At 65.7% G+C, this 22,290-nt stretch carries 20 protein-coding genes and 1 pseudogene; 7 read left to right on the top strand and 14 right to left on the bottom strand.

The features are described 5' to 3' along the window. A pseudogene (locus AC27VE_RS29755) lies at positions 1-164 on the bottom strand (SPOR domain-containing protein); the annotation flags it as partial. 9 nt (positions 165-173) lie between these two features. After that, positions 174-1,859, bottom strand: coding sequence for an arginine--tRNA ligase (gene argS / locus AC27VE_RS29750; RefSeq protein WP_488705751.1), 1,686 nt, complete (start codon positions 1,857-1,859; stop codon positions 174-176). A 304-nt stretch (positions 1,860-2,163) separates the two neighbouring features. Here argS and AC27VE_RS29745 point away from each other — a divergent pair, with 304 nt between their 5' ends. Both AC27VE_RS29745 and AC27VE_RS29740 read left to right on the top strand, forming a co-directional pair. Continuing rightward, positions 2,164-2,502 (top strand): DUF1840 domain-containing protein, encoded by a 339-nt coding sequence (locus tag AC27VE_RS29745; protein WP_006224478.1) that lies wholly within the window; start codon positions 2,164-2,166, stop codon positions 2,500-2,502. A gap of 78 nt (positions 2,503-2,580) precedes the next feature. Continuing rightward, positions 2,581-2,898 (top strand): hypothetical protein, encoded by a 318-nt coding sequence (locus AC27VE_RS29740; RefSeq protein WP_006224479.1) that lies wholly within the window; start codon positions 2,581-2,583, stop codon positions 2,896-2,898. A gap of 78 nt (positions 2,899-2,976) precedes the next feature. On the opposite strand, the gene AC27VE_RS29735 is transcribed toward AC27VE_RS29740, so the two are convergent. From AC27VE_RS29735 to AC27VE_RS29710, 6 genes are all read right to left on the bottom strand, one after another. Then, the gene (locus AC27VE_RS29735) at positions 2,977-3,777 is read right to left on the bottom strand and encodes a carbohydrate ABC transporter permease (RefSeq protein ID WP_006224480.1); all 801 of its coding nucleotides are present in this window, start codon (positions 3,775-3,777) and stop codon (positions 2,977-2,979) included. Beyond that, positions 3,774-4,649: a carbohydrate ABC transporter permease gene (locus AC27VE_RS29730; RefSeq protein WP_280027207.1), complete on the bottom strand. Its 876-nt coding sequence runs from the start codon at positions 4,647-4,649 to the stop codon at positions 3,774-3,776. Before AC27VE_RS29730 ends, AC27VE_RS29735 begins: the two co-directional genes overlap by 4 nt. Before the next feature lie 17 nt (positions 4,650-4,666). After that, on the bottom strand, positions 4,667-5,962 hold the full coding sequence (locus AC27VE_RS29725) for an ABC transporter substrate-binding protein (protein ID WP_006224482.1): 1,296 nt from the start codon (positions 5,960-5,962) through the stop codon (positions 4,667-4,669). A 193-nt stretch (positions 5,963-6,155) separates the two neighbouring features. Next, the gene (locus tag AC27VE_RS29720; protein ID WP_006224483.1) at positions 6,156-7,211 is read right to left on the bottom strand and encodes an ABC transporter ATP-binding protein; all 1,056 of its coding nucleotides are present in this window, start codon (positions 7,209-7,211) and stop codon (positions 6,156-6,158) included. 136 nt (positions 7,212-7,347) lie between these two features. Beyond that, a complete protein-coding gene (locus tag AC27VE_RS29715) occupies positions 7,348-8,145 on the bottom strand; it encodes a phosphodiesterase (protein WP_006224484.1) in 798 nt (265 codons plus the stop codon). 31 nt (positions 8,146-8,176) lie between these two features. Next, positions 8,177-9,190, bottom strand: coding sequence for a substrate-binding domain-containing protein (locus tag AC27VE_RS29710; RefSeq protein WP_006224485.1), 1,014 nt, complete (start codon positions 9,188-9,190; stop codon positions 8,177-8,179). Between the two features lie 322 nt (positions 9,191-9,512). On the opposite strand from AC27VE_RS29710, the gene AC27VE_RS29705 reads away from it, so the two are divergent. Further along, positions 9,513-10,841, top strand: a complete 1,329-nt coding sequence (locus tag AC27VE_RS29705; RefSeq protein ID WP_088589785.1) for an amidase — start codon at positions 9,513-9,515, stop codon at positions 10,839-10,841. Positions 10,842-11,023: 182 nt separating this feature from the next. On the opposite strand, the gene leuA is transcribed toward AC27VE_RS29705, so the two are convergent. The 3 genes from leuA to AC27VE_RS29690 all read right to left on the bottom strand — a co-directional run bounded on the left by leuA (position 11,024) and on the right by AC27VE_RS29690 (position 14,957). Further along, complete coding sequence (gene leuA, locus AC27VE_RS29700) at positions 11,024-12,736, bottom strand: 2-isopropylmalate synthase (protein ID WP_427958369.1); 1,713 nt, start codon at positions 12,734-12,736, stop codon at positions 11,024-11,026. A gap of 395 nt (positions 12,737-13,131) precedes the next feature. Further along, positions 13,132-14,109 (bottom strand): tripartite tricarboxylate transporter substrate binding protein, encoded by a 978-nt coding sequence (locus AC27VE_RS29695; RefSeq protein ID WP_488705750.1) that lies wholly within the window; start codon positions 14,107-14,109, stop codon positions 13,132-13,134. A gap of 185 nt (positions 14,110-14,294) precedes the next feature. Further along, complete coding sequence (locus tag AC27VE_RS29690) at positions 14,295-14,957, bottom strand: hypothetical protein (RefSeq protein WP_488705749.1); 663 nt, start codon at positions 14,955-14,957, stop codon at positions 14,295-14,297. A gap of 16 nt (positions 14,958-14,973) precedes the next feature. Here AC27VE_RS29690 and rpoN point away from each other — a divergent pair, with 16 nt between their 5' ends. From rpoN to bfr, 4 genes are all read left to right on the top strand, one after another. Next, positions 14,974-16,401, top strand: a complete 1,428-nt coding sequence (gene rpoN / locus AC27VE_RS29685; RefSeq protein ID WP_454675973.1) for an RNA polymerase factor sigma-54 — start codon at positions 14,974-14,976, stop codon at positions 16,399-16,401. Between the two features lie 124 nt (positions 16,402-16,525). Continuing rightward, complete coding sequence (locus tag AC27VE_RS29680; protein WP_006224492.1) at positions 16,526-16,807, top strand: (2Fe-2S)-binding protein; 282 nt, start codon at positions 16,526-16,528, stop codon at positions 16,805-16,807. A 189-nt stretch (positions 16,808-16,996) separates the two neighbouring features. Beyond that, the gene (locus AC27VE_RS29675) at positions 16,997-17,911 is read left to right on the top strand and encodes a DMT family transporter (protein ID WP_488705748.1); all 915 of its coding nucleotides are present in this window, start codon (positions 16,997-16,999) and stop codon (positions 17,909-17,911) included. Positions 17,912-18,287: 376 nt separating this feature from the next. Next, positions 18,288-18,764, top strand: a complete 477-nt coding sequence (gene bfr / locus AC27VE_RS29670) for a bacterioferritin (protein WP_006216785.1) — start codon at positions 18,288-18,290, stop codon at positions 18,762-18,764. Positions 18,765-19,010: 246 nt separating this feature from the next. Here the strand turns inward: bfr and AC27VE_RS29665 are convergent, their stop codons facing one another. From AC27VE_RS29665 to AC27VE_RS29655, 3 genes are all read right to left on the bottom strand, one after another. Further along, positions 19,011-19,703: a hypothetical protein gene (locus tag AC27VE_RS29665; protein WP_280027215.1), complete on the bottom strand. Its 693-nt coding sequence runs from the start codon at positions 19,701-19,703 to the stop codon at positions 19,011-19,013. A 24-nt stretch (positions 19,704-19,727) separates the two neighbouring features. After that, positions 19,728-21,335: a peptide chain release factor 3 gene (locus AC27VE_RS29660; RefSeq protein ID WP_088589779.1), complete on the bottom strand. Its 1,608-nt coding sequence runs from the start codon at positions 21,333-21,335 to the stop codon at positions 19,728-19,730. A 109-nt stretch (positions 21,336-21,444) separates the two neighbouring features. After that, positions 21,445-22,074, bottom strand: a complete 630-nt coding sequence (locus AC27VE_RS29655) for a LysE family translocator (protein WP_006224496.1) — start codon at positions 22,072-22,074, stop codon at positions 21,445-21,447. Between the last annotated feature and the right edge of the window lie 216 nt (positions 22,075-22,290).

The raw sequence follows: 22,290 nt of genomic DNA, 5'->3' as shown, positions 1-22,290 counted from the left end.
CCCTGGCGGCTGGCGCGGTCCACGAAAGGCACCGGGGCCTTGGTGACGTAGAACGCCACGGCGGCAGCCACGATCAGGCCGATAAGCAGGCCGGCGAGCGCCCCGTACAGAGTGCTGCCGCTTTCGCCAGAGGAACGGCGGGTGGTTTTGCGCTTGGTTGCCATGTACCGATGTTACATCCGCTCGGGGGCGGACACGCCCAGCAGCTCAAGGCCGTTGGCCAGTACCTGGCGCGTCGTGGCGGCCAGGCGCAGGCGGGCCAGCTTGACGGCCACGTCGTCAATCAGCACGCGTTCGGCGGCGTACCAGGCATGGAAATCCGAGGCGCAGTCGCGCAACCAGAAAGCGATGTGGTGCGGCGACAGGTCCTGGGCGGCCAGGGCTACCACGTGCGGGAATTCGGCCAGGCGCTGCATCAGCGCGAATTCGGTCGGCGCGGTCAGCAGCGACGCATCGGCGGCGGCCACGTCAGCGGCCGGCATGCCGGCGTTGTTGATCATCGTGCAGATGCGCGCGTGGGCGTACTGGATGTAATAGACGGGGTTCTCGTCGCTCTTGGACAGCGCCAGGTCCACGTCGAACACGAATTCGGTGTCGGCGCGGCGCTGGATCAGGAAGTAGCGCACGGCGTCGCGGCCCACCCAGTCGATCAGGTCGCGCATGGTCACGTAGCTGCCCGCGCGCTTGGAGATCTTGACCTCTTCGCCGCCGCGCATCACCTTGACCATCTTGTGCAGCACGTAGGACGGGTAGTCCTTCGGGATGCCTTCGTTCAGCGCCTGCAGGCCGGCGCGCACGCGGGCCACGGTGCCGTGGTGGTCGCTGCCCTGGATGTTCACCGCGCGGTGGAAGCCGCGTTCCCACTTGGCCTTGTGATAGGCCACGTCCGGTACGAAGTAGGTGTAACCGCCTTCGCTTTTGCGCATGACGCGGTCTTTGTCGTCGCCCGTGCCCAATTCGGTGGTGCGCAGCCACAGCGCGCCGCCTTCCTCGTAGGTGTGGCCGCCGGCGACCAGCGCCTTGACGGTGGCCTCGACGCGGCCCGACGTGTACAGCGAGCTTTCCAGGTAGTAGTTGTCGAACTTCAGGCCGAACGCCTGCAAGTCCAGGTCTTGTTCGCGGCGCAGGTAGGCCACGGCGAAGGCGCGGATGTCGTCCAGGCTGTCGATGTTGCCGGTGGCGGTGACGGGCTGGCCGTCGGAAGCCTGGAGGGTCTTGCCGGCCTGGAAGTCGCGCGCGATATCGACGATGTAGTCGCCCTTGTAGCCGTCAGCCGGCCATTCGGGGGAATCGGTCGTCAGGCCGCGGGCGCGGGCCTGCACGCTGATGGCCAGGTTTTCGATCTGGTTGCCGGCGTCGTTGTAATAGAACTCGCGGGTCACGTCCCAGCCGCTGGCGTCGTACAGGCGGCACAGGGCGTCGCCCAGGGCGGCCTGGCGGGCGTGGCCCACGTGCAGCGGGCCGGTGGGGTTGGCCGACACGAATTCAACCAGGATCTTCTCGCCGCTGCGGGGGGCGCGGCCGAAGCTGGCGCCCTGTTCGGCCACGGTGCCGATGACGGCTTGGCGGGCAGCTGCGGTAATGCGCAGGTTGATGAAGCCGGGGCCGGCGATTTCAGCGTTTTCGACCAGATCGCGGGCGGCCGGGTCGGCCAGCAGGGCCTGCACGATGGCCTGGGCCAGTTCGCGCGGGTTGCGGCCGGCGGGCTTGGCCAGCTGCATGGCCACGTTGGTGGCGACGTCACCGTGGGCGGCGACCTTGGGGCGCTCCAGCAGCACGTTGGGCTGGGCGTCGGGAAGGCTCTGCGCGACGGCGGCCTGGATCAGGGAGATAAGCTGTTTTTGTTGCTCGGGGAGCATGGGCGTCTGGAGAAGTTCTGGGTGAGTGGCCAAGGCGGGGATCTGGCGGACGGCGTCCGGCCCGGCAAGGTCACGGGAATCCCCTGAATGATAGTTGATTTGGCGGCCGAACCGGCGGCCAGGGGGCCCGAAAGCGTCCGGCAAGCGTTCATCGCCGCGGCGGAACTGTCAATAAAATCAAACTCCTAGCCGCGGCCGGTGTCGGCCGGGTGCGCGGGCCGGCGGGAGGCCGCCATGGTCCCAGTTGGCATCCCGTGGGCGTTGCGGTAGTGTATGTAACGTATTCAATGAAGGAGACCGCAACATGCTGATTACCTTTCACTCCAAGGTCGTGGCCGAGGTCCTGATGCTGTCCGACCACGCGGCAGGCATTTTGCAGGCGGCAGGAAAGTCCATCGGCGACAAGATTCCGGAACGCGGCGTGTTCACCGTGGACCAGCTGGGGCCGGCCATCAGCGGCATCGAAAACGCGATCGCCAACGCCCAGCACCCCGAAGAGGAAGAAGACGAGGACAAAGCCCCCCGTTCGCCGATGGCGCGCGTGGTCGGCCTGAAGGAACGCGCCTATCCGTTGCTGGACATGATGCGGCAATCGAAGGAGGCCGGCGTCGAGGTCACCTGGGAAGCTTCGCGCGGCTGGTAGGCAATGTCGCCGGGCAGACAATCTGGCCGGCGTTTTTTGCCTACCCTTCTGGCCTGACGCCCATTCAAGGAATTCCCCATGCGCAGCGACATCACGATAGTTTTCGACACCCGGCGTTCGCTGGACCTGACCGCCACCGTGGAAACGTCCCCCCAACGCCAGGCCCAGGCACGCGACTGGTTCGACGGCGCATGGGAAACCCTGGGCTGCGAACCCCTGCGTCCCAGCGGCAAAGTGCTGCTGCTGGACAAGGTGCTGGGCGTGGCGGATGCCTTGGGCTACGACACCCTGTCCACCGACGAGAAAGAAGCCCGCGAATTTGCCGAGAACCTGGCGCTGGCGCTGGAACGCCCGCGCATCACCGTGGACCTGCCCGGGCTGACGGTCGGTTACTGACCTCGCCGCCTGCGCGGCGTAGCAAGCAAAGGCCCCGCCGTAGCGGGGCCTTTTCCATGGCGGTGCACTATCGGCGCCCTACCGGATCCCGGCTCGCATGAACGATTGCACGAACTGGCGCTGGAACAGCAGGAAGGCAATCAAGAGCGGCGCGGCCGACATCAGTGTGGCGGCCGTGATGACGGACCAGTCGATGCCCTGGTCGGTCGACGAGAACACCTGCAGGCCCACCGTCAAGGGTCGGGACTCCACCGAATTGGTGATGATCAACGGCCACAGGAAGTTGTTCCAGTGGTGGCTGACCGACACCAGGCCATACGCCACATAGATCGGCTTGGCCAGCGGCACGTAGACCTTCCACAGGATCTGCATGGCGTTGGCGCCTTCCATGCGCGCCGCCTCCTCCAGCTCTCGTGGCACCGTCTTGAAGGTCTGACGCAGCAGGAAGATGCCGAAGGCCGACGCGAAGTACGGCAGGCCGATCGCGAACACCGTGTCACGAATGCCCAGCTGGCTCATCGACCGGTAGTTCTCCACCAGCAGCACGTCCGGCATGATCATCAGCTGCAGCAGCACCAGCATGAAGACGAAGTCGCGGCCTCGGAACTCGAAGCGCGCGAACGCGTAGCCGGCCAGCGTCGACAGCACCAACTGCGCGGCCAGCACCATCGTCACCAGCAGGAAGGTGTTCAGGAAGTAGCGCGGAAACGGCGCAGCCTGCCAGGCCCGCGCGAAGTTATCCAGCGTCAGCGGGGCGAACAGTTCGAAGCGGGTGGCGTAGGCCGGCGGGTGGAACGCCGCCCACATGGCGTAAGCCAGCGGCAGGATCCACAAGAGGCCCAGCGCCCACGCGCCCAGGGTATCGAGCTTGTCTTTCATTGATAGTGCGTCCTGCGGTCCAGCCAGCGGAACTTGATCAGCGCCGTCAGCGCCAGCACCACCAGCAACACGACGGTCAGCGTGGCGGCGTAAGCCGTGTCCCAGAAACTGAAACCCACCTGGTAGATGTAATACAGCAGCAAGGTGCTGGCGTTGTCCGGTCCGCCGCGTGTCATGACGACCACGTGGTCGACCAGCCGGAACGCGTTGATCAAGGCGTTGATCAGCACGAACAGCGTGGTGGGCATCAGCAGCGGCCACAGGATGCGGCGGAAATACTGCCAGCGCGACGCCCCTTCCAGCATGGCGGCTTCGCGCAGCGACGGCGACACAGTCTGCAAGGCGGCCAGGTAGAAGATCATGAAGAAGCCCGCCTCCTTCCACACCGTCACCAGCATCAGCGCGGGCAGCGCCGTGTCGCGGTTGCCCAGCCAGTTGGGGCCGGGAGAGCCGAACCACCCCATTACCTGCGCGATCAGGCCGTACTGCGGCGTGTAGAAGAACAGCCAGATGTTGGCCACGGCCACCATCGGCAGCACGGTCGGCGTGAAGTACGCCATGCGCAAAAAGCCCCGGCCTCGCAGGTTGCGGTTCACCCACAGCGCCATGATCAGCGCGATGCCGATCGATGTGGGGATCGTGCCCAGCGCAAACCACAGGTTGTTCCACAGCGATTGCCAGAACACCGGATCGTCACGCATGACGGCATAGTTCTCCAGGCCCACGAAACGCGCAGGACGCGCGCCCTTGGGCGTGGAGAAGAAGCTGTGCCAAAGCGTCGCCAGCGCCGGGTAATGCGTGAACGCGGCGAGCAGCACGATGGCTGGCAGCAATAGCAGCCAGCCATACAGGGCGTTTAAAGAACGGCTCATCGTGCTTGGCCTGGGGGCTACTTGTAGGAACGCAGGATGCGGTCGGCCTCGCGTTGCGCATCGGTCAGGGCCTGCTGCGGCGTCTTCGAACCCGTCAACGCCGCTTGCAGCGCGTCGTTCAGGGTCTTGGTGACGCGCTGGTTCTCATGCGTGGAGAATTCCGCCACGCTGACTTCCAGCTGGTCGCGCGCCACCGCCGCGGCCGGCACCTCCTGCGCGTACTTCTTCATCTTCTCGGTTTGCCAGGCGGCCGGCGTGACTGCGACATAGCCCGTGGCGATGCTCCAGTCGGCCGCGCGTTCCGGCGTCGTAACCCATTGCGCGAACTTCAGCGCGGCTTGCTGCTGCGCCGGCGTGCCGCTCTTGAAGATGTAGAAGTTGCCGCCGCCCGTCGGGCTGCCGCCGCGCTTTTGCTGCGGCATCATGGCCACGCCGAACGGGAAGTCGGCGTTCTTGCGGATGTTGGTCAGGTTGCCGGTGGTGGTCCATACCATCGCCGCCTTCTTTTCCAGGAAGTCCTTCGGCGTGGTGCCCCAGTCGATCGTGCCGGTCGGCATGATCTTGTGCTTGGCCGACAGGTCGCGCCAGAACTGGGCGGCTTCGACCACCGCCGGCTTGTCCAGGTAGACCTCGTTGCCGGCTTCGTTCATCAGGATCGCGCCGTTGGGCGTGGTCAGGGCCTGGAACAGCCAGTACGCGAATGCGCCGCCCGACGGGATCTCGATGCCCCACTGCGTGGTGTTGCCGGAGGCGTCCTGCTTGGTCAGCTTCTTGCCGTAGTCGACCAGTTCGGCCCAGGTGGCCGGCGCACGTTCGGGATCCAGGCCGGCGGCCTTGAACAGATCCTTGTTGTAGTACATGACGATGGTCGAACGCTGGAACGGTACGCCCCAGGTGTGGCCGCCCGTGCGGCTGTTCTGCATGAAGGCGTCATAGAAGCCGCCCAGCCACTTCTTGTCGGCGTCGGTTTTCGCCAGGGAATCGATCGGGACGATGGCGTCTTCGTCAATCAGCGTGAACATGTCGGTGGACAGCAGCACGGCCAGCTGCGGCGGCGTGCCGCCCTTGAGCGCCGTCAGCGCCTTGGCGATGGAGTCCTGGTACGAACCCGCATAGATCGGCTTGATCTTGATGTCGGGATTTTCCTTCTGGAAATCCGCCACCATGTCGTCGACGATCTTGGTGATCGGGCCGCCCACGGCGACCGGATAATAGAACTCGACCTCGACGGGCTTGTTCTGCGCCTGCGCAGGCAGGGACAGGCAGGCGGCGGCAAGGCTGGCGGCCAGGGTCTTCAGTACGATGCGTCGCATGGTGGTTTCCTTTTCTGTGGAATGGGCATTTTTTACCGCCGGGCCGTCCCAAGGTAAAAAGCGTTCCTTGGGGGGTAGCAAGTGAGAGAACCGAGCGCGGCGTGGGGGCCGGCCCGCACGCCGGGCCGTCCCAAGGCGGGCCAGCCCCCTTGGGGGGCAGCAAGCCGAAGGCGCGGCGTGGGGGCCATTCTCCTTAGCGCCCGACGGTGTTGATGACCGCCGAGTCGGCGGCAAAGAAATGCTGTTGCCCGTCCTGCCAGGACAAGCGCAAGGCCTCGCCCGCGCGGGCGCGCAGATGGCCGCCGACCCGCACGGCCACGCCGCTCGTGTCGCCGACGCGGCAGACCACGATGGAGTCCGCGCCGAAGTACTCGACGCTTTCCACGGTGGCGGCAATGCCGCTGTCATCGATGCGGATATGTTCGGGGCGCACGCCCAGCTTCACGGCGCCTGCCGGCGCGCCCGCGATGGCGGGGCCCTGCGTGCCGGCGATGACGGTGGCGCCTTGCAGCGTCGTCACGCCGATGAGATTCATGGGGGGCGTGCCGATGAAGCGGGCCGCGAATTCGCTGGCAGGCCGTGCGTACAGGCCGTCAGGCGTGTCGTGCTGTTCGATCTGGCCGCCGCGCAACAGCACCACCTGGTCGGCCATGCTCATGGCTTCGGTCTGGTCGTGCGTGACATACACCATCGTGATGCCCAGGTCCTGTTGCAGTGCGCGGATCTCGCGGCGCATTTCGTGGCGCAGCTGCGCATCCAGGTTGGACAGCGGCTCGTCCATCAGGCACACCGGCGCTTCGGAAATCACAGCGCGTCCCAGCGCCACGCGCTGTTGCTGCCCGCCCGACAATTGCGAGGGCTTGCGGTCCAGCAGATGGCCCAGGCCCAGCAGGCCGGCCACGCGTTGCAGGCGGCGGTCGAAGTCGCGCGCCGGCTCCTTGCGCACCCGCAGCCCGAACAGGATGTTCTCGCGCACCGACAGATGCGGAAACAGCGCATACGACTGGAACACCATCGAGATGCGGCGCTTGGCGGGCGGCAGGTCGGTCACGTCGCGGTCGCCGATGCGGATCGTGCCCGAGGTCGGCGTGTCCAGCCCGGCGATCATGCGCAGCGTGGTCGACTTGCCGCAACCCGACGGGCCCAGCAAGACCGTGAAGCTGCCTGCCGGCACGGTGAAGCTCACGCCGTGGATCGCGGCGGCGCCGCCATACTGTTTGGTGAGGTTATCCAGAACGATGGATGACATGCTGTCTCGACGATCTAATAGTTAGATCCGCATTGTTGCCTGTTATGAAAACCTTTTCATTGTGCAGCGCAAACATGACGGATTCGTGGCAATGCCCGGGGCGGTCAGGCCCCGGCCTACGGGTCAGGAAAACGATTCAGGCAAACGGATACGGGCCGGGATAGTCCCCGATGACGGCGTGGTGCGTGACCAGATTCTTGCCTTGCCACCAATGCAGCTGGTAGCCCGGCGGTTCCATGATGTATTGCAGGGTCGGGCGCGGTCCCAGTTCCAGCGCCAGCTGGTGCGCGGTGCCAGGACAGGTGGACGCGATCGTGCCGCCGAAGCGCTGGAAGATGGTGCGATGCAGATGGCCGCACAGCACGCGTTCCACATGCGGAAAGCGCGACACGATGCGTTCCAGTTCCGGGGCGCCGGCCAACAGGCCGATGGCGTCCATGTGTTCGATGCCGGTCAGGAACGGCGGATGGTGCATCAGCACCAGCGTCGGGCGGTCGGGTTGTTCGGCCAGGCGCGCGGCCAGCCAGTCCAGTCGGTCCTGGCACAGTTCGCCGTGGCTCTTCATCGGCACGACCGTGTCCAGCGCCAGCAAGCGCAGCGGATAGGTCTCGACGGCGTACTGGATGAACGGGCTTTTGCCTTGCAGATACGCGTGGTCGGGAAAGGCGGCGCGCAGTTCCGCGCGGTCGTCATGGTTGCCGGGCAAGAGGAAATACGGGATCTCCAGCGCTTGCAGGTGGTCGCGCAGCACCTGGTATTCGTGCGGGCGGCCCAGGTCGGTCAGGTCGCCCGTGATCAGCACGCAATCGGGCCGCGGATCCAGGGCGTTCAGCGCGCGCACGGCCGGGCCCAGGAAGGCGGCGGGATCGATAATGCCGTAGGCCTTGTCGCCCGGGGTGCGCATGTGCAAGTCGGTGATTTGTGCGATGAGCATGATGCGGATCAGGTATCGAAATAAGAGGGGATCAGCGGCGCACGGACGCCGCGGTGCCGCCGACCACGATGCAATGCGGCAGCCGGTTCGATTGCGGCGGCTGGCCGTGGATCTGCGCCAGCAGGTTCGAGCAGGCCGTCTGGCCGATGCCGTCGCTGGGCTGGGCCACGGTCGTCAGCGGCGGGGTCAGCAAGGCGCCAAAGCGCATGCCGTCAAAGCCGCATACCGAGATGTCGGCGGGCACGGACAGGCCTAGCGCCACCAGGTCGGCGATGACGGCCGTGGCCAGCAGGTCGTTCGAGCAGAACAGCGCGGTGGGCGCCTGCTTGCCGCGCAGCGCGGCCTTCAGCGCGTCGGCGTCGCTGCCGGTGTGGGAACTCATGGCGATATGCTGCACAGCATCCAGACCCAGCCGCTTGGCGCACGCGCGCGCACCGGCCAGGCGGCGGCGCGCGCGGTCGGACGCGGTCAGCGGGCCTGTCACCAGTGCGATGCGGCGATGGCCCAGCGCGGCCAGGTGCGCGACCATGTCGCTGGCGGCGGCACGGTTGTCGACCGAGGCGAAGGGATGCGTATTCGATTCGTTGTAGACCAGCACGTACGGCATGCCGGCGCTGTCCAGGTCGTCCAGCGTGGCGCTCTTGTTCACGTCCGCCACGGTCAGGATCAGCCCGTCGACCTGATGGTCCATCAGCCCCTGCACCGCCGCGGATTCCACCGCGGGGTCGTAGCCGGTGGCGGTCAGCATGACGCTGTAGCCGGACTCGCGCGCGCGGCGTTCCGCGCCTTCAAAGCATTCGGCGAACACGGGGTTCGACAGCGTCGGCAGGATCAGCCCGATGGTGCGGGTGCTGCCCGAACGCAGGCTGCGGCCCACGCGGTTGGGCCGGAAGCCGGCGCGCTTGGCCACGTTGCGGATGTGCGCCAGCGTGTCGGGATGCACGATGTCCGGCTGGTTGAACGCGCGCGAAACCGTCGCCGGAGACACCCCGGCCTTGCGGGCCACTTCGATGATTGAAAAGCGGGGCGACGGGCGCGTAGCCATATGTTTATTGCTGTCGGTTTACTGAAAACGATTTCATCTTACAAGACAAATATGACCTTTGTATTGCACGGGTTTGCGCTATGCTGGTGGTGACGCAACAACAGAAAGCCATGGCGCGGCATGGTCGGTTTACCCGGGAAAACACGGTGTTTTCGGTGTTTTTCCCAATTGACGCGACGCGCACAATGGTTGGGATCGGTCCGTTGGAACGCCGTGGCGAAAGCGCCACGCGTCCGGCAAGGACAGACCCTCGGTCAAGGGGACCGGGTGCGGAGTTCAGCTGCCGCGCGTAATGCGCGACACCGGTAAAGAGGAAAGGATCATGTCTACTGCCTTAAACAGACTTGGCGCGCTTGAAGCCGCGCGCAAGCTGCAACGGCGCGAATTAACCGCGGTGCAACTGGTGCGGGCCTGCTTCGCCCGGATCGAGCAACGCGAAAACACCATTCATGCCTGGACGGCGCTGCAGAAGCAGGCGGCCCTGGATCATGCGGCCGTCCTGGACGGCGGCGCGCTGCGCGGCCTGTTGCACGGCCTGCCCATCGGCGTCAAAGACCTGTTCGACACCGTCGACCTGCCCACGCGCTACGGCTCGCCCATCTACGAACGGCATCGCCCCGGCCTGGACGCCGCTTCCGTCGCGCTGTGCCGCGGCGCGGGCGCCGTCGTGGTCGGCAAGACCGTCACCACCGAATTCGCCACCTATCAGGCCGGTCCCACCCGCAACCCGCGCAACGACGCCTACACGCCAGGCGGCTCGTCCAGCGGATCGGCGGCGGCCGTGGCTGACGACATGGTGCCCTTCGCGCTGGGTTCGCAGACGGCGGGTTCCATCATCCGTCCCGCTTCGTACTGCGGCATCGTGGGCTTCAAGCCCACGTTCGGCGCCGTGCCGCGCGCAGGCGTGAAAAGCCTGGCCGAATCCCTGGACACCGTGGGTGGTTTTGCGCGCTCGGTGCCGGACGTGGCGCTCTTCGCCTCGGTCATGATGCGCGATCCCCGCATGCTGGACCTGGCCTACGAAGGCAAGCCGCGGGTCGGCATGTGCCGCACGCTGCAATGGCGCCATGCGCAGCCGGAAACCAAGGAAGCCTTCGCGCAGGCCGCAGCCACGCTGTCGCGCGCCGGCGCCGTGGTGCAAGAGGTGCCCCTGCCTTCGCAGGACTGCATGCTGGTGCAGTTGCACGCGGACATCATGGCGTTCGAGGCCTCGCAGTCGCTCGCCTACGAGCGCCTGGAGCACGCCAGCCAGCTCAGCCCGAAGATCCAGGCGGTGCTGGAAGCCGGTTCGCAGATCACGGCCGAGGAACACATCAAGAACCTGGCCCGCGCCGAGGAATCGCGCGCACGCGTGAACAGCTGGTTCCAGGATTTCGATGTGGTGCTGGCCCCCAGCGCGGCCGGCGAAGCGCCGTTCGCCGACCTGGGCACAGGCGACCCGCAGTTCTCGCGCGCCTGGACCCTGTTTGGCCTGCCTTGCTTGAACCTGCCGTTCGCGACGGGGCCGCAGGGCCTGCCCGTGGGGCTGCAGGTGGTCGGGCAACGCTACGATGACCACCGCACCCTGGCGGTCGCTGCGTGGATCCACGAGCGCTTGCTGGCCGCCAATGCGCCGGATATCGGCGCCTCCGACATGTGGCCCCGCGGCTGAACGTCCGCCGCCAGCCGCACGCAGCTAGCCGCCCGCCCCAGAAAGCAGAAAGCAGAAAGCCCGCCAGGTAAGGCGGGCTTTGTTTTTGGCCGGGCCGCTCAGAAGAGAGGTGTATCTTCCGGGGCGCGCAAGCCCATGTTCCGGGCTTGCGGCGGGCGCTTATGGTTATGCCGGAATGCGGATCACGCGGCCTCGGCGGCTTCCTGTTCGGTCGCCGTCACGGCGCCCGAGTTGATGTGGCGGTTGACGGCGCTCAGCACGGCCTGGAACGACGCCGTCACGATGTCGCGATCGATGCCCACGCCGAAGCCCGTGCTGGATTCGCCCACGCGCAGTTCCACGTAGGATGCGGCGCGCGTGTCGGTGCCGGTGCCGATGGCGTGCTCGTGGTAGTCCATGATGCGAACCGGCACGTCCAGCGCGGCTACGAAGGCCGAGATGGCGCCGTCGCCCTTGCCCGTCACGATGCGGCGTTCGCCGTTGTATTCGAGTTCGGCTTCGATGCTGAAGTGCTGGCCTTCGCCGGCCGACGGATTGCCGTCGATGCGGTGGCGGATCAGCTTCCACGGGGCCTTCTGCTCAAGGTATTCGCGGTTGAAGATCGTGTGGACGTCGTCGGCGGTCACTTCGCGGCCGGTCTCGTCCGTCACGCGCTGGATGGCGCGGCTGAATTCGATCTGCAAGCGGCGCGGCAAGACCAAGCCGTGCTCCTGTTCAAGCAGGTACGACACGCCGCCCTTGCCCGACTGGCTGTTCACGCGGATCACCGCGTCGTAGCTGCGGCCGAGGTCGGCGGGGTCGATCGGGAGGTACGGCACTTCCCAGACGGCGTCGGCCTGTTGCAGCGCGAAGCCCTTCTTGATGGCGTCCTGGTGCGAACCCGAGAACGCGGTGAAGACCAGGTCGCCGGCGTACGGGTGGCGCGGGTGCACCGGCAACTGGTTGCAGTATTCGGCGCAGCGGCGCACTTCGTCGATGTCGGAGAAGTCCAGGCCCGGATGCACGCCCTGCGTGTAGAGGTTCAAGGCAAGCGTGACCAGGTCGACGTTGCCGGTGCGCTCGCCGCTGCCGAACAGGCAGCCTTCAATGCGGTCGGCGCCGGCCATCACCGCGAATTCGGCGGCGGCCACGGCGGTGCCGCGGTCGTTGTGCGGGTGCACGCTAAGCACGATGCTGTCGCGGCGCGCCAGGTTCTTGTGCATCCACTCGATCTGGTCGGCGTACAGGTTGGGGCTGGTGGCCTCGATCGTGGCGGGCAGGTTCAGCACCATCTTGTGGTCGGGCGTGGGCTGCCATACATCGGCCACGGCATCCGAGACTTCAAGCGCGAATTCGGGTTCGGTCGTGCTGAACACTTCGGGCGAGTACTCGTAGCTCCACTTGGTTTCGGGACGCTGCGAGGTGTATTGCTTGATCAGGCGCGTGCCGGTCGTGGCGATGCCCTTGATCTCTTCCTTGGACATGTTGAACACGACCTTGCGGAAGGCCGGCGCACACGCGTTGTACATGTGGACGATGGCTTGCTTGGCGCCTGCCGCGGCTTCCACCGTGCGGCTGATCAGGTCTTCGCGCGACTGGGTCAGCACGATGATGGTCACGTCGTCCGGAATGCGCTTTTCGTCGATGAGCTTGCGGACGAAGTCGAAGTCGGTCTGCGAGGCGGACGGGAAGCCCACTTCGATTTCCTTGAAGCCGATCTTCACAAGCTGTTCGAAGAAGCGGACCTTGCGCTCGACGCTCATCGGTTCGATCAGGGCCTGGTTGCCATCGCGCAAGTCCGTGCTCATCCAGATCGGTGCCTTGGTGATGCGGCGGCTCGGCCAGGTGCGTTCGGAGAAGTCGCGGGCAAAGGGGGCGAAGGGGACGTATTTGGTAGCGGGGTTGGCAAGCATCATGACTACACCTCGATCGGTTTCTTTTGAATCCCGGGAGCACTACTCTCGGCGGCATTTGTGACCGGATGACGGTCTTGTGCCAGGGGTTGCCGTGATTGACCGGCAGGATTCACAAATAAAAGGGGGAAATCGCGTGTGGCAAGCGTGGCTGCCGAGCTACCACGGGGACACTAGGCCCGGCAACCGATCGGTAGGTATAGCGATAGCGCGGCAAACGAGGAGGAGCGAGCGCGCAGGCCGGCAACCGGAGCGGCGGAGCGTCCGGTGGCAATCGCGAGGGAGGTGCGGTGTGCGGCCATAGGTTGCTAGTCAAACATACTTTCCGCTGGAGTGCAAACAGAATAGTCCGAAAAAAACGGGGGGCGGAACGCCCCACCGTGGTTTGCACGCGGCGCTTATTGCGTTTGCATGTGGCCGTTTTTCACGACTTTACCGAGGCGTTCGCGCTCGCTTGCGGCGAAATCCACGAAGCTGGCGCGCGAGCCGCCGCCGGGCTCGATGCTGCTCTGGCGCAACGCGTCCTGCACCTCCTTCGATTGCAGGGATTTCTCGACTGCCGCATTCATCTTGTCCAGCACATCGGCGGGCGTGTCCGTGGGGGCGAACAGGCCTGCCCAGTGGCCGATGCGGATGGCGGGAAAGCCCGCTTCGGCCGTGGTGGGGATGTCCGGCGCACTGGCCATGCGCTTGTCCCACGTCGTGGCCAGCGCCTTCAGCTTGCCGCTCTGGATCAGCGGCAGGGTCACGATGCTGGCTTCGGAGGTGGCGTCGACCTGGTTGCCGATCACGGCGGTCACGCCTTCCGAACCGCTTTTGTAGGCGATCGGCTCGACCGGCAGGCCCGTCGCTTCCTTCACCATTTCCGCCACGAAATGCGGCGTGCTGCCGTTGCCGGCGGTCGAGAACGTGATGCGGTCGGTCTTGGCCTTCTTGGCGCGTTCGACAAAGTCCTTCAAGTCCTTGGCGGGATTGGACGGGTTGGCCACGATGACGGACGGCGTGATGGAAAGCAGCGCCACCGGGGTCAGCGCGTCGTCCTTGTAGGGCTGGTCCGAGCGGATCAGGCTGTTGGTGACCGTGCCGTTGCTGCCGACCAGATAGGTGTAGCCGTCCGCCGCACTGCGCGCCACGTGGGCTGCGCCCACGACGCCGCCCGCGCCGGGGCGGTTTTCGACGATGACGGTCTGGTTCAGGGTAGTGCCGACCGCTTTCGCGATGATCCGGGCGACCAGGTCATTGGCGCCGCCCGCGCTGAACGGGGCGACGAAGGTGATAGGTTTGTCGGGCCAATCGGCCAGTGCCGGGGAGGCGGCAAACGCGGCCGAACAGGCCACCAGCAGGCCGGCGGCATACCGGACGGGGGTGCGGAACATGGGTACAACTCCAGGAGGCTGGCTGCGCATCCGGCAGGTCTCGGCTGCCGATCGAGTTTTACTTGTGTGCGCGGCCCGCGGTTGCGCGAGCCTGGAGCGGCCAGTATAGGACGGGCCTGCTGGCAGAGGACTGAAACAAACAGGCCGCCTGTCGGCGGCCTGGAATCAGGAGAAGGGCCTGGCGCTTAGCGCGCCGGGCCGATGCGCGGTTCGACGTAGCGGTCGCCGCGGGTTTCGCCGCGCACTTCGACGCGGGCGGGTTCCCGGCGGCCGTCGTCACGGCGGCCGTCGTCACGGGGATCGCGACCCGGGCGGGCGGCGCTGCCTTCCAGGATTTGCGCCTGTTCGGCCACCATGGCGATCTTACCGATGCGGTTGTGGCGGATTTCAGACAGTGAGCGGCGCAAATCGCCGACTGTGAAGGGCTCTTGGCGGTCGCCCCAGGTCCAGCGCAGCACGCCCAGCGATTCTTCGGACAGGTTCGGCGCCAGGTCGGCCAGCACGTCGGTGCCGACCGGCGTGGCCGCGCCCGAGGCCAGGCTGGCGGAGAACCAGGCTTTGACCGAGAAGAAGACGATCAGCGTCCAGATGCCGGCCACGACCCACCAGATGTACGGGTTCACCTTCTGGACCATGTCCATGGTGGGCTGGCCCAGGGAATGCAGGAAGTCGTAGTTCATGCGTCTGCCGAAATCGAGTATCCAGGAGGCGACCAGATACCAGAGGATCACGGCGACGGCGATGACTATCGCGCGCACAACGAGTCGGGGAAGCGCCAATTTGAGCAGGGTCTGGCCGATAAGTCGGCTGTCCTGGCGAACGCTTGCGGGCGAAGTCAGATTCATCATGCAAAATATTGTACCTATGACCCGCCCAATTTTAGAACTGCGACCTGGCCAGCATCTGACGCTGACCCCTCAGCTACAACAATCGATACGATTGTTGCAGTTGTCTACGCTCGACCTTGAGGCCGAGATCTCGCAAGTGCTCGCGGACAATCCCCTGCTGGAACGCGAAGACGACACACCCGCGGCCGAGGCGCAAGCCGAATCCGAACGCGAGTCTTCCGTGCAGGACGACGAGCCCGCAGCGGAACGCGAGACGCCGGTGGATGAAATGCCGGGTTCGGGCGGGGTCTATTCGGATGAGGATTTCGGCCCCCCTGAAACGGCGCGGCCGGACACTCTGCGCGAGCACCTGCTGGGGCAGTTGATGCTGACGCGTGCAGCGCCGCGCGACGTCGTGCTGGCGGCACTGCTGATCGACGAGCTGGACGAGAACGGCTACCTGGGGTCGCCGCTGGAAGAGATCCTGGGCTGGTTGCCGGCCGACACGGAACCGGACATCGACGAATTGCGTGCTGCGCTGTCCTTGCTGCAATCGTTCGACCCGGTCGGCATCGGCGGACGCGACATGGCCGAATGCCTGCTGTTGCAGCTGCGCAACCCAGACCTGACTCGCCTGCCCGAAGCGGCCGATCCCGCCGTCCTGGCCTGCGCCCGCCAGATCTGCGCCCAGCACCTGCCCTTGCTGGCTACCGGCAATGCCGCCCGCCTCTGTGCGGCCGTGGGCTGCGACGAGGCCACGTTCCGGGCGGCCCACTCCCTTATCCTGCGTCTGGAACCCCGTCCTGGGCGCGCCTGGACGGTGCCAGCGGCCGATTACGCGGTGCCGGACGTCATCGTGCGCAAGACCCGCCGCGGCTGGCAGGTCACGCTCAACAGCGCCGCGGTGCCGCGGCTGCAGATCAACGGGCTGTATGCCCAGATGCTGGGCAACCAGAAGGAATCCGCCCACGCGGGCCTGCAATCCCAGTTGCAGCAGGCCAAATGGATGATCCGCAACGTCGAGCAGCGCTTCGACACCATTCTGCGGGTGGCCCAGGCCATCGTGGAACGCCAGACCGCCTTCTTCAGCCAGGGCCCTTCGGCCATGCGACCGCTGATCTTAAAGGACATCGCAGGCGAACTCGGACTGCACGAATCGACCATTTCACGGGCCACAACGCAGAAGTACATGCTCACTCCGTTTGGCACGCTGGAGCTCAAGCGCTTCTTCGGCGCGGGGGTGTCCACCGACGGCGGCGACGCCACCTCCGCCACGGCGGTGCAGACCTTCATCCGCCAGATGGTCGCGGAGGAGAACCGCGCCAAGCCCTTGTCCGACAGCCAGATCATGCAAAAACTGGCCGATCAGGGGATAGTGATCGCCCGCCGGACGGTGGCAAAGTACCGCGAAGCGCTGCGAATCGCCCCGGCCACCCTGCGCAAGGCGCAGGCGTCGGCGCGCTGAAATAAGGGACGAATCTTTAAGAATTCGTCCTTTGTTTCAACGGGTTGCGCGTCAAAGGTCCGTTGCAAATTTTATTGTGGCAAGGGGCTTGTCATCGGCTGAATAATTTTCGATAATCATTCGCATGTACATTTGCGTATGTAATGCCATCACCGAACGCCAAGTCCGCGCCAGCGTGGACGGGGGCGCGACGACGCTGTCCGACCTGCAATTCGAGCTGGGCGTGGCCACGTGCTGCGGCTGCTGCGCGGCAACCGCCGCCGAGTACCTGCCAGGCGGCCGCTGCTCCAGCGTATGCGACGTCCGTTCCATCGCCGTTCCGGTCAATGCGCCCGCTACGCTGGTTGAATCGGGCGCCGCTGCGAACCACAGCAGCTTCCCCATTCCGCTGGTCGCCGCAGGCTAAGCATCGGCCGTCTTTCCCGGCTCGCTGCCGTCACGCAGCGGGCCGCGTCGTTTTCTTTCGTAATATCCCCCGTTTTCCTGATTCTGCTGGCCGGCTTCGCGCCGGTTGACGGGTTGCGCCTGACGGGCGGGGCGCGCAGAATGCCTGCTCCACGCGGCATGCGTGGCGCCCTGCTCTCATGGAACCCCGATGAAGGCCTCCCCGCCTGCCGTTTCCGCCACCCCGACCGCCGATGGCGCGCCGGGGATCAGTTGGGTGCCGATCGCGGCCTTCTGCTTTCTGTGGAGTTCCGCCTTCGCGGCCGCCAAGATCGCGGTGCGGGACTGCCCGCCGCTGACTCTGCTGACGATCCGCTTCTTGATTGCCGGGGCGCTGATGCTGGGGATCGCCGCCGCAGGCCGTCAGGGGAAACTGCCCAGCGGTCGCGACGTGGTGTCGCTGATTCTGCTGGGCGTCTTGAACAACGCGCTGTACCTGGGGCTGAGCTGGACCGGCATGACCACCGTGTCGTCCGCGTTCACCGCCGTGCTGATCAGCACCAATCCCTTGCTGATCGGCGTGCTGGCCGGACCGGTGCTGGGTGAGAGCCTGTCCTGGCGCAAGCTTGCCGGACTATGCCTCGGGCTGGCCGGGGTGGCCCTGGTGCTGAGGTCGCGGTTAAGCGGCATGCAGGAAGACATGCACGGCACCTTGCTGGTGACGGGTGGCCTGGTGGCGCTGGTCGCGGGCACCCTGCTCTACAAGCGTCTGAAGCCCTCTGCCGGGCTGTGGACGTCAACGGGCATCCAATCGCTGGCCGGCGCCGTCGCCCTGCTGCCGTTCGCGTTGATGCACGAGAGCCTGGGGGATGCGCGTCTGACCGCCAGCCTGGTGTGGAGCATGGCCTACATGATCGTGGCGGTGTCGATGGGCGGCTACTACCTGTGGTTCATGATCCTGGGCCGCGCCAGCGCCACCTCGGCCAGCGCGCTGCATTTCCTGATGCCGCCGTTGGGCCTGCTGTTCGGCTGGCTGGTGCTGCGCGAACCCGTGTCCTGGCTGGACCTGCTGGGCATCGTGCCGATCGCCTTCGGCATCTGGTTGACCACGCGCAAAGCCGCTTGATCCGTGCGCGGCCACAATCGCGTTTCGGGTTGCCGATATGCAACGACGCGGCCTTGCGCAATTCCAGGCCGCTTTTCCCTTACGGACAAGGCCTGCTTGCACAGGCAGCGCCGCGATATCGCGATGGATTCCTCGCCATCGCTTGCGTGCAGGCCGCATAACGCCTGTCTTGTGCCTGCAAGGCATCAAGTACGCATACTCATTCTCATTGGCTTGTCGCTTTCTTGTAGCGGTTCTAAAGCGGTTTACCAAATGCAGCGCAAGGCTAGGCGCGGCCCTGCGGCTGATGGTAGTCTGCCGGGGTTGCGTACGCGCGGCATCGTGCGCTCCTTTGTCGCGATGCATTTGCGTCGCGCCTGACTGCAAGGAGTCCATTATGAAAGGCGACAAAACCGTCATCCAGTTCTTGAACAAGCAACTGACCAACGAACTGACGGCCATCAACCAATATTTCCTGCATGCCCGCATGCTGAATCATTGGGGCTTCGACAAGCTGGGCAAGCACGAGTACGAAGAATCCATCGGTGAAATGAAGCACGCGGATCGCCTGATCGCGCGCATCTTCATGCTGGATGGCCTGCCCAACCTGCAAGACCTGCACAAGCTGCTGATCGGTGAAGACGTGCCCGAGCTGCTGGCCTGTGACCTGAAGCTTGAGCAAGCAGCGCATGCCACCGTCGTGGAAGCGATTGCCTATTGCGAATCGGTGCGCGACTACGTCTCGCGCGATCTGTTCCAGGACATCCTGGACGACACCGAAGAGCACATCGACTATCTGGAAACCCAGATCGACCTGATCGACAAGGTCGGCATCCAGAACTACCTGCAAAGCCAGATGTCCGTGCCCGAATAAACCTTCCGGCCAAAGCAATGGCGCCCCTCGGGGCGCCATTTTTTTTGGCCGCATCGCGTGCGCAGCGTAGGGGCATCCTTTTGCCGCCGGGCCGTCCCAAGGCAAAAGCGCCCCCTCGGGGGGCAGCAAGCGCGCATCGCGTGCGCAGCGTGGGGGCATCCTTTTGCCGCCGGGCCGCCCCAAGGCAAAAGCGCCCCCTCGGGGGGCAGCAAGCGCGCATCGCGTGCGCAGCGTGGGGGCCTTAATTTACTGGGGGCGGGCCGGGCATTCGGCCATCGTGCCCCAGGCGCGGTTCGGCGCACAGTACTTGTTGCGCGCGGCCCAGGAACACGAGGGGCGGTCGAAGAAGCCTTGCGAGGCGCATTGCGCCAGTTCGCGCTTGAGAGCGTCTTGCCAGCCGGGCGCGCCGGGGCTGAGCGCCGTATTGGGGGGAGGCGGAGGCGCCTGAACCATTTGCGGGGTGCCGTAGCCGCCGGCCTGGGCCTGCGCCTGGCCGCCGTTGATGGCGGTGGAGGTGCCGGGCACCTGCAAGTCCAGCGTGCTGACGTCGGACGTGCCCGAGGGCAGCGGCACTTCGGAGGCGGCTGCGATTTCGCGGGCCTGCTCCGGCGTGATGCGTTCGCGCGAGAGCTTCACGGCAGGATCGCTGACGGTGTCGAACAGCGACACCGTATTGACCTGCCATTCGCGGTCTGCGGGCTTGTCCGGCACGCCCAGGGTGCCGTCGATGCGGGGCTGCGGGGGCTGCGCCACATAAGGCCGCCCGTTGGCGTCCAGGACAGGTTGCTGCGAAGCCGCCGCGTCCTGCCCAGGAGCCGGTGCGGCGGGGGGCGCGTGCGCCACCAGCCAGTCACCCAATTGAATCCCGCCCCAGGCCGACGCGCCAAGCGCGATCAGGAGCGTTGCGAATAATAAACGCCAAGACATTGCTACCCTCATCTGCCGTGCGGAACCCGAACGGGTCTACGCCTTGTCCCCGAAAACCTTGCCGCCGTGCTCGCGCATTGCATGGAATTTCACTTCGGGATACAGGTCCTCGGCTACGCGCAACTGCGCAGGGGAACTGATCAAAAACGCCGCCGCATCGACCACATCATAGGCGATATGGGCCGCATTGGCATCCATGAACTTGCGCAGCGCTTTCGGGTTTTCAGACGTAATCCAACGTGCCATTGTGTAGCGGGAAGGCAGCATCCGGGCGTCTGCGCCGTACTCCGTCTTGAGGCGGTGGGCGACCACTTCGAACTGCAGTTGGCCGATCGCGCCCAGCAGCAGCGAGCCGCCGGCGGCCTCGGGACGGAACACCTGAATGGCGCCCTCTTCACCCAGTTGGGTCAGGCCGGTGCGCAGTTGCTTGGTGCGCAGCGGGTCCTTGACTTCGACCGCCTGGAAGAGCTCGGGGGCGAAGAACGGCAGACCCGTGAACTGCAGGGTTTCGCCTTCGGTCAGCACGTCGCCCAGTTGCAGCACGCCGTGGTTGGGGATACCGATCACGTCGCCGGCATAGGCCTCGTCCAGCAGCTCGCGCCGCTGCGACAGGAAAGACACCACGTTGTTGGGGCGCATTTCCTTGTTGGTGCGGGCGACCTTCAGGCGCATGCCGCGTTCGAAGCGGCCCGAGCTGACGCGCACGAAGGCCACGCGGTCGCGGTGCGCCGGATCCATGTTGGCCTGCACCTTGAACACCACGCCGGTGAACTTGGGTTCTTCGGGCAGCACCTCGCGTTGCAGCGCCATGCGTGGGCCCGGGGGCGGCGCATGGTCAACCAGCGCGTCCAGCACTTCCTGCACGCCGAAGTTGTTGATGGCCGACCCGAAGAACACCGGGGTCTGCTTGCCGGCCAGGAACTGCTCGCGGTCGAACGCGGGGGCGGCTTCGTTGATCAGTTCGATCTCGCCACTGGCCTGCTCGAATGCCGAGCCGTAACGGCGGGCGATTTCGGGGTTGGTCAGGCCTTCGATGACGTCATCGTTGTCGGAACGGCGTTCCTGGCCCGGGCGGAAGACGCGCATGCGGTCGCGGCGGATGTCGAACACGCCGCCGAACGCCTTGCCCATGCCGACCGGCCACGAGAACGGCACGGCGTCCATGCCCAGGTGGCCTTCGATTTCAGACAGCAGTTCCAGCGGCTCGCGCACCTCGCGGTCCATCTTGTTGATGAACGTGATGATGGGCGTGTTGCGCGCGCGGCAGACCTGCAGCAGGCGGATCGTCTGCGGTTCGACGCCGTTGGCGGCGTCGATCACCATCAGCGCGGCATCCACCGCCGTCAGCACCCGGTAGGTGTCTTCGGAGAAGTCCTGGTGGCCCGGGGTGTCGAGCAGGTTGATGACGCAGTCGCGGTATTCCATCTGCATCACCGAGGACGCCACGGAAATGCCGCGTTGCTTTTCGATTTCCATCCAGTCGGACGAGGCGTGGCGGGACGCTTTGCGCGCCTTGACGCTGCCGGCGATCTGGATCGCGCCTGCGAACAGCAACAGCTTTTCGGTCAGCGTGGTCTTGCCCGCGTCAGGGTGGGAAATGATCGCGAACGTTCGGCGCCGCGCAACTTCTTGAGGGATATTCATGGTCGGAGGATTGTACTTAACGCCGCTTGTTAGGCCGGCGCGGTCCGGCTGCTTGCATGAAAAGCGCGGGGCACGCGCCGTCGCCGACGCGTGCCCCGCGCATGAAGATTCAGGAATGGCGGCGGAACGACGCCAGGAATACGCCAGCCAGGATGAACAGCGACCCGAAGGTGCGGTTCATCCAGCGGATGTGCTTGGCGTCGCGCAGCATGCGCAGTACGCGCGCCGCCAGCAGCGTGTACACGCCCATGGCGACCAGGTCGGTGAAGGCCAGCGTGCCGGCCAGCGCCGCATACTGCGGCGTCAGCGCGAGCGCCGGGTCGACGAACTGCGGCACCACGGCCAGCAGGAACACCGTGCCCTTGGGATTCATGGTGTTGATCAGGAACCCGCGCATGACGAGTTCGCGGATCGACGCCTGCTTGGGGTCGCCCGCATCGACCGCGACGGGCGCGGCATCGGTGCGGATCTGGCGAATGCCCAGGTAGATCAGGTAGGCCACGCCCAGGTACTTGACCACATTGAAGGCCATTTCGGACGTGGCCAGCACCGCGCCCAATCCCACGGCCACGACGACGAACTGGAACAGGATGCCCATGATGAGGCCGGCCGTGTTCCAGTAGCCGCGTGCAAAACCGTACTTCAATCCCGAGGACATCGCCGAGATCGCGCCCGCTCCGGGTGAGAACGAAATGGCCCAGGAGGCCAGGAAGAACGTCAACCAGGTGGATAAGGGCATGATGGCGCGGGTCCTTGGATCGCAGGAAGTGGGGGTGCCGGTGATATTACCTGCTGGGGATTACTTGCCCAGCAACGCCGCGCGGGGGGCGCCGGACGAACGGCCCTGAGCCGGGCGACCCGAGCCACCGTTGCCGGCCGGACGGGCAGTCCCTTCCGGACGGCGCTGGCTTTGCTGCGGGCGGCCTTCGGCGCGGCCGGCATGCGCCGGACGGTC

This window comes from Achromobacter sp. 18P8.1.1 (genome assembly GCF_057799415.1).
This window is presented reverse-complemented; position numbering and strand designations above follow the sequence as displayed.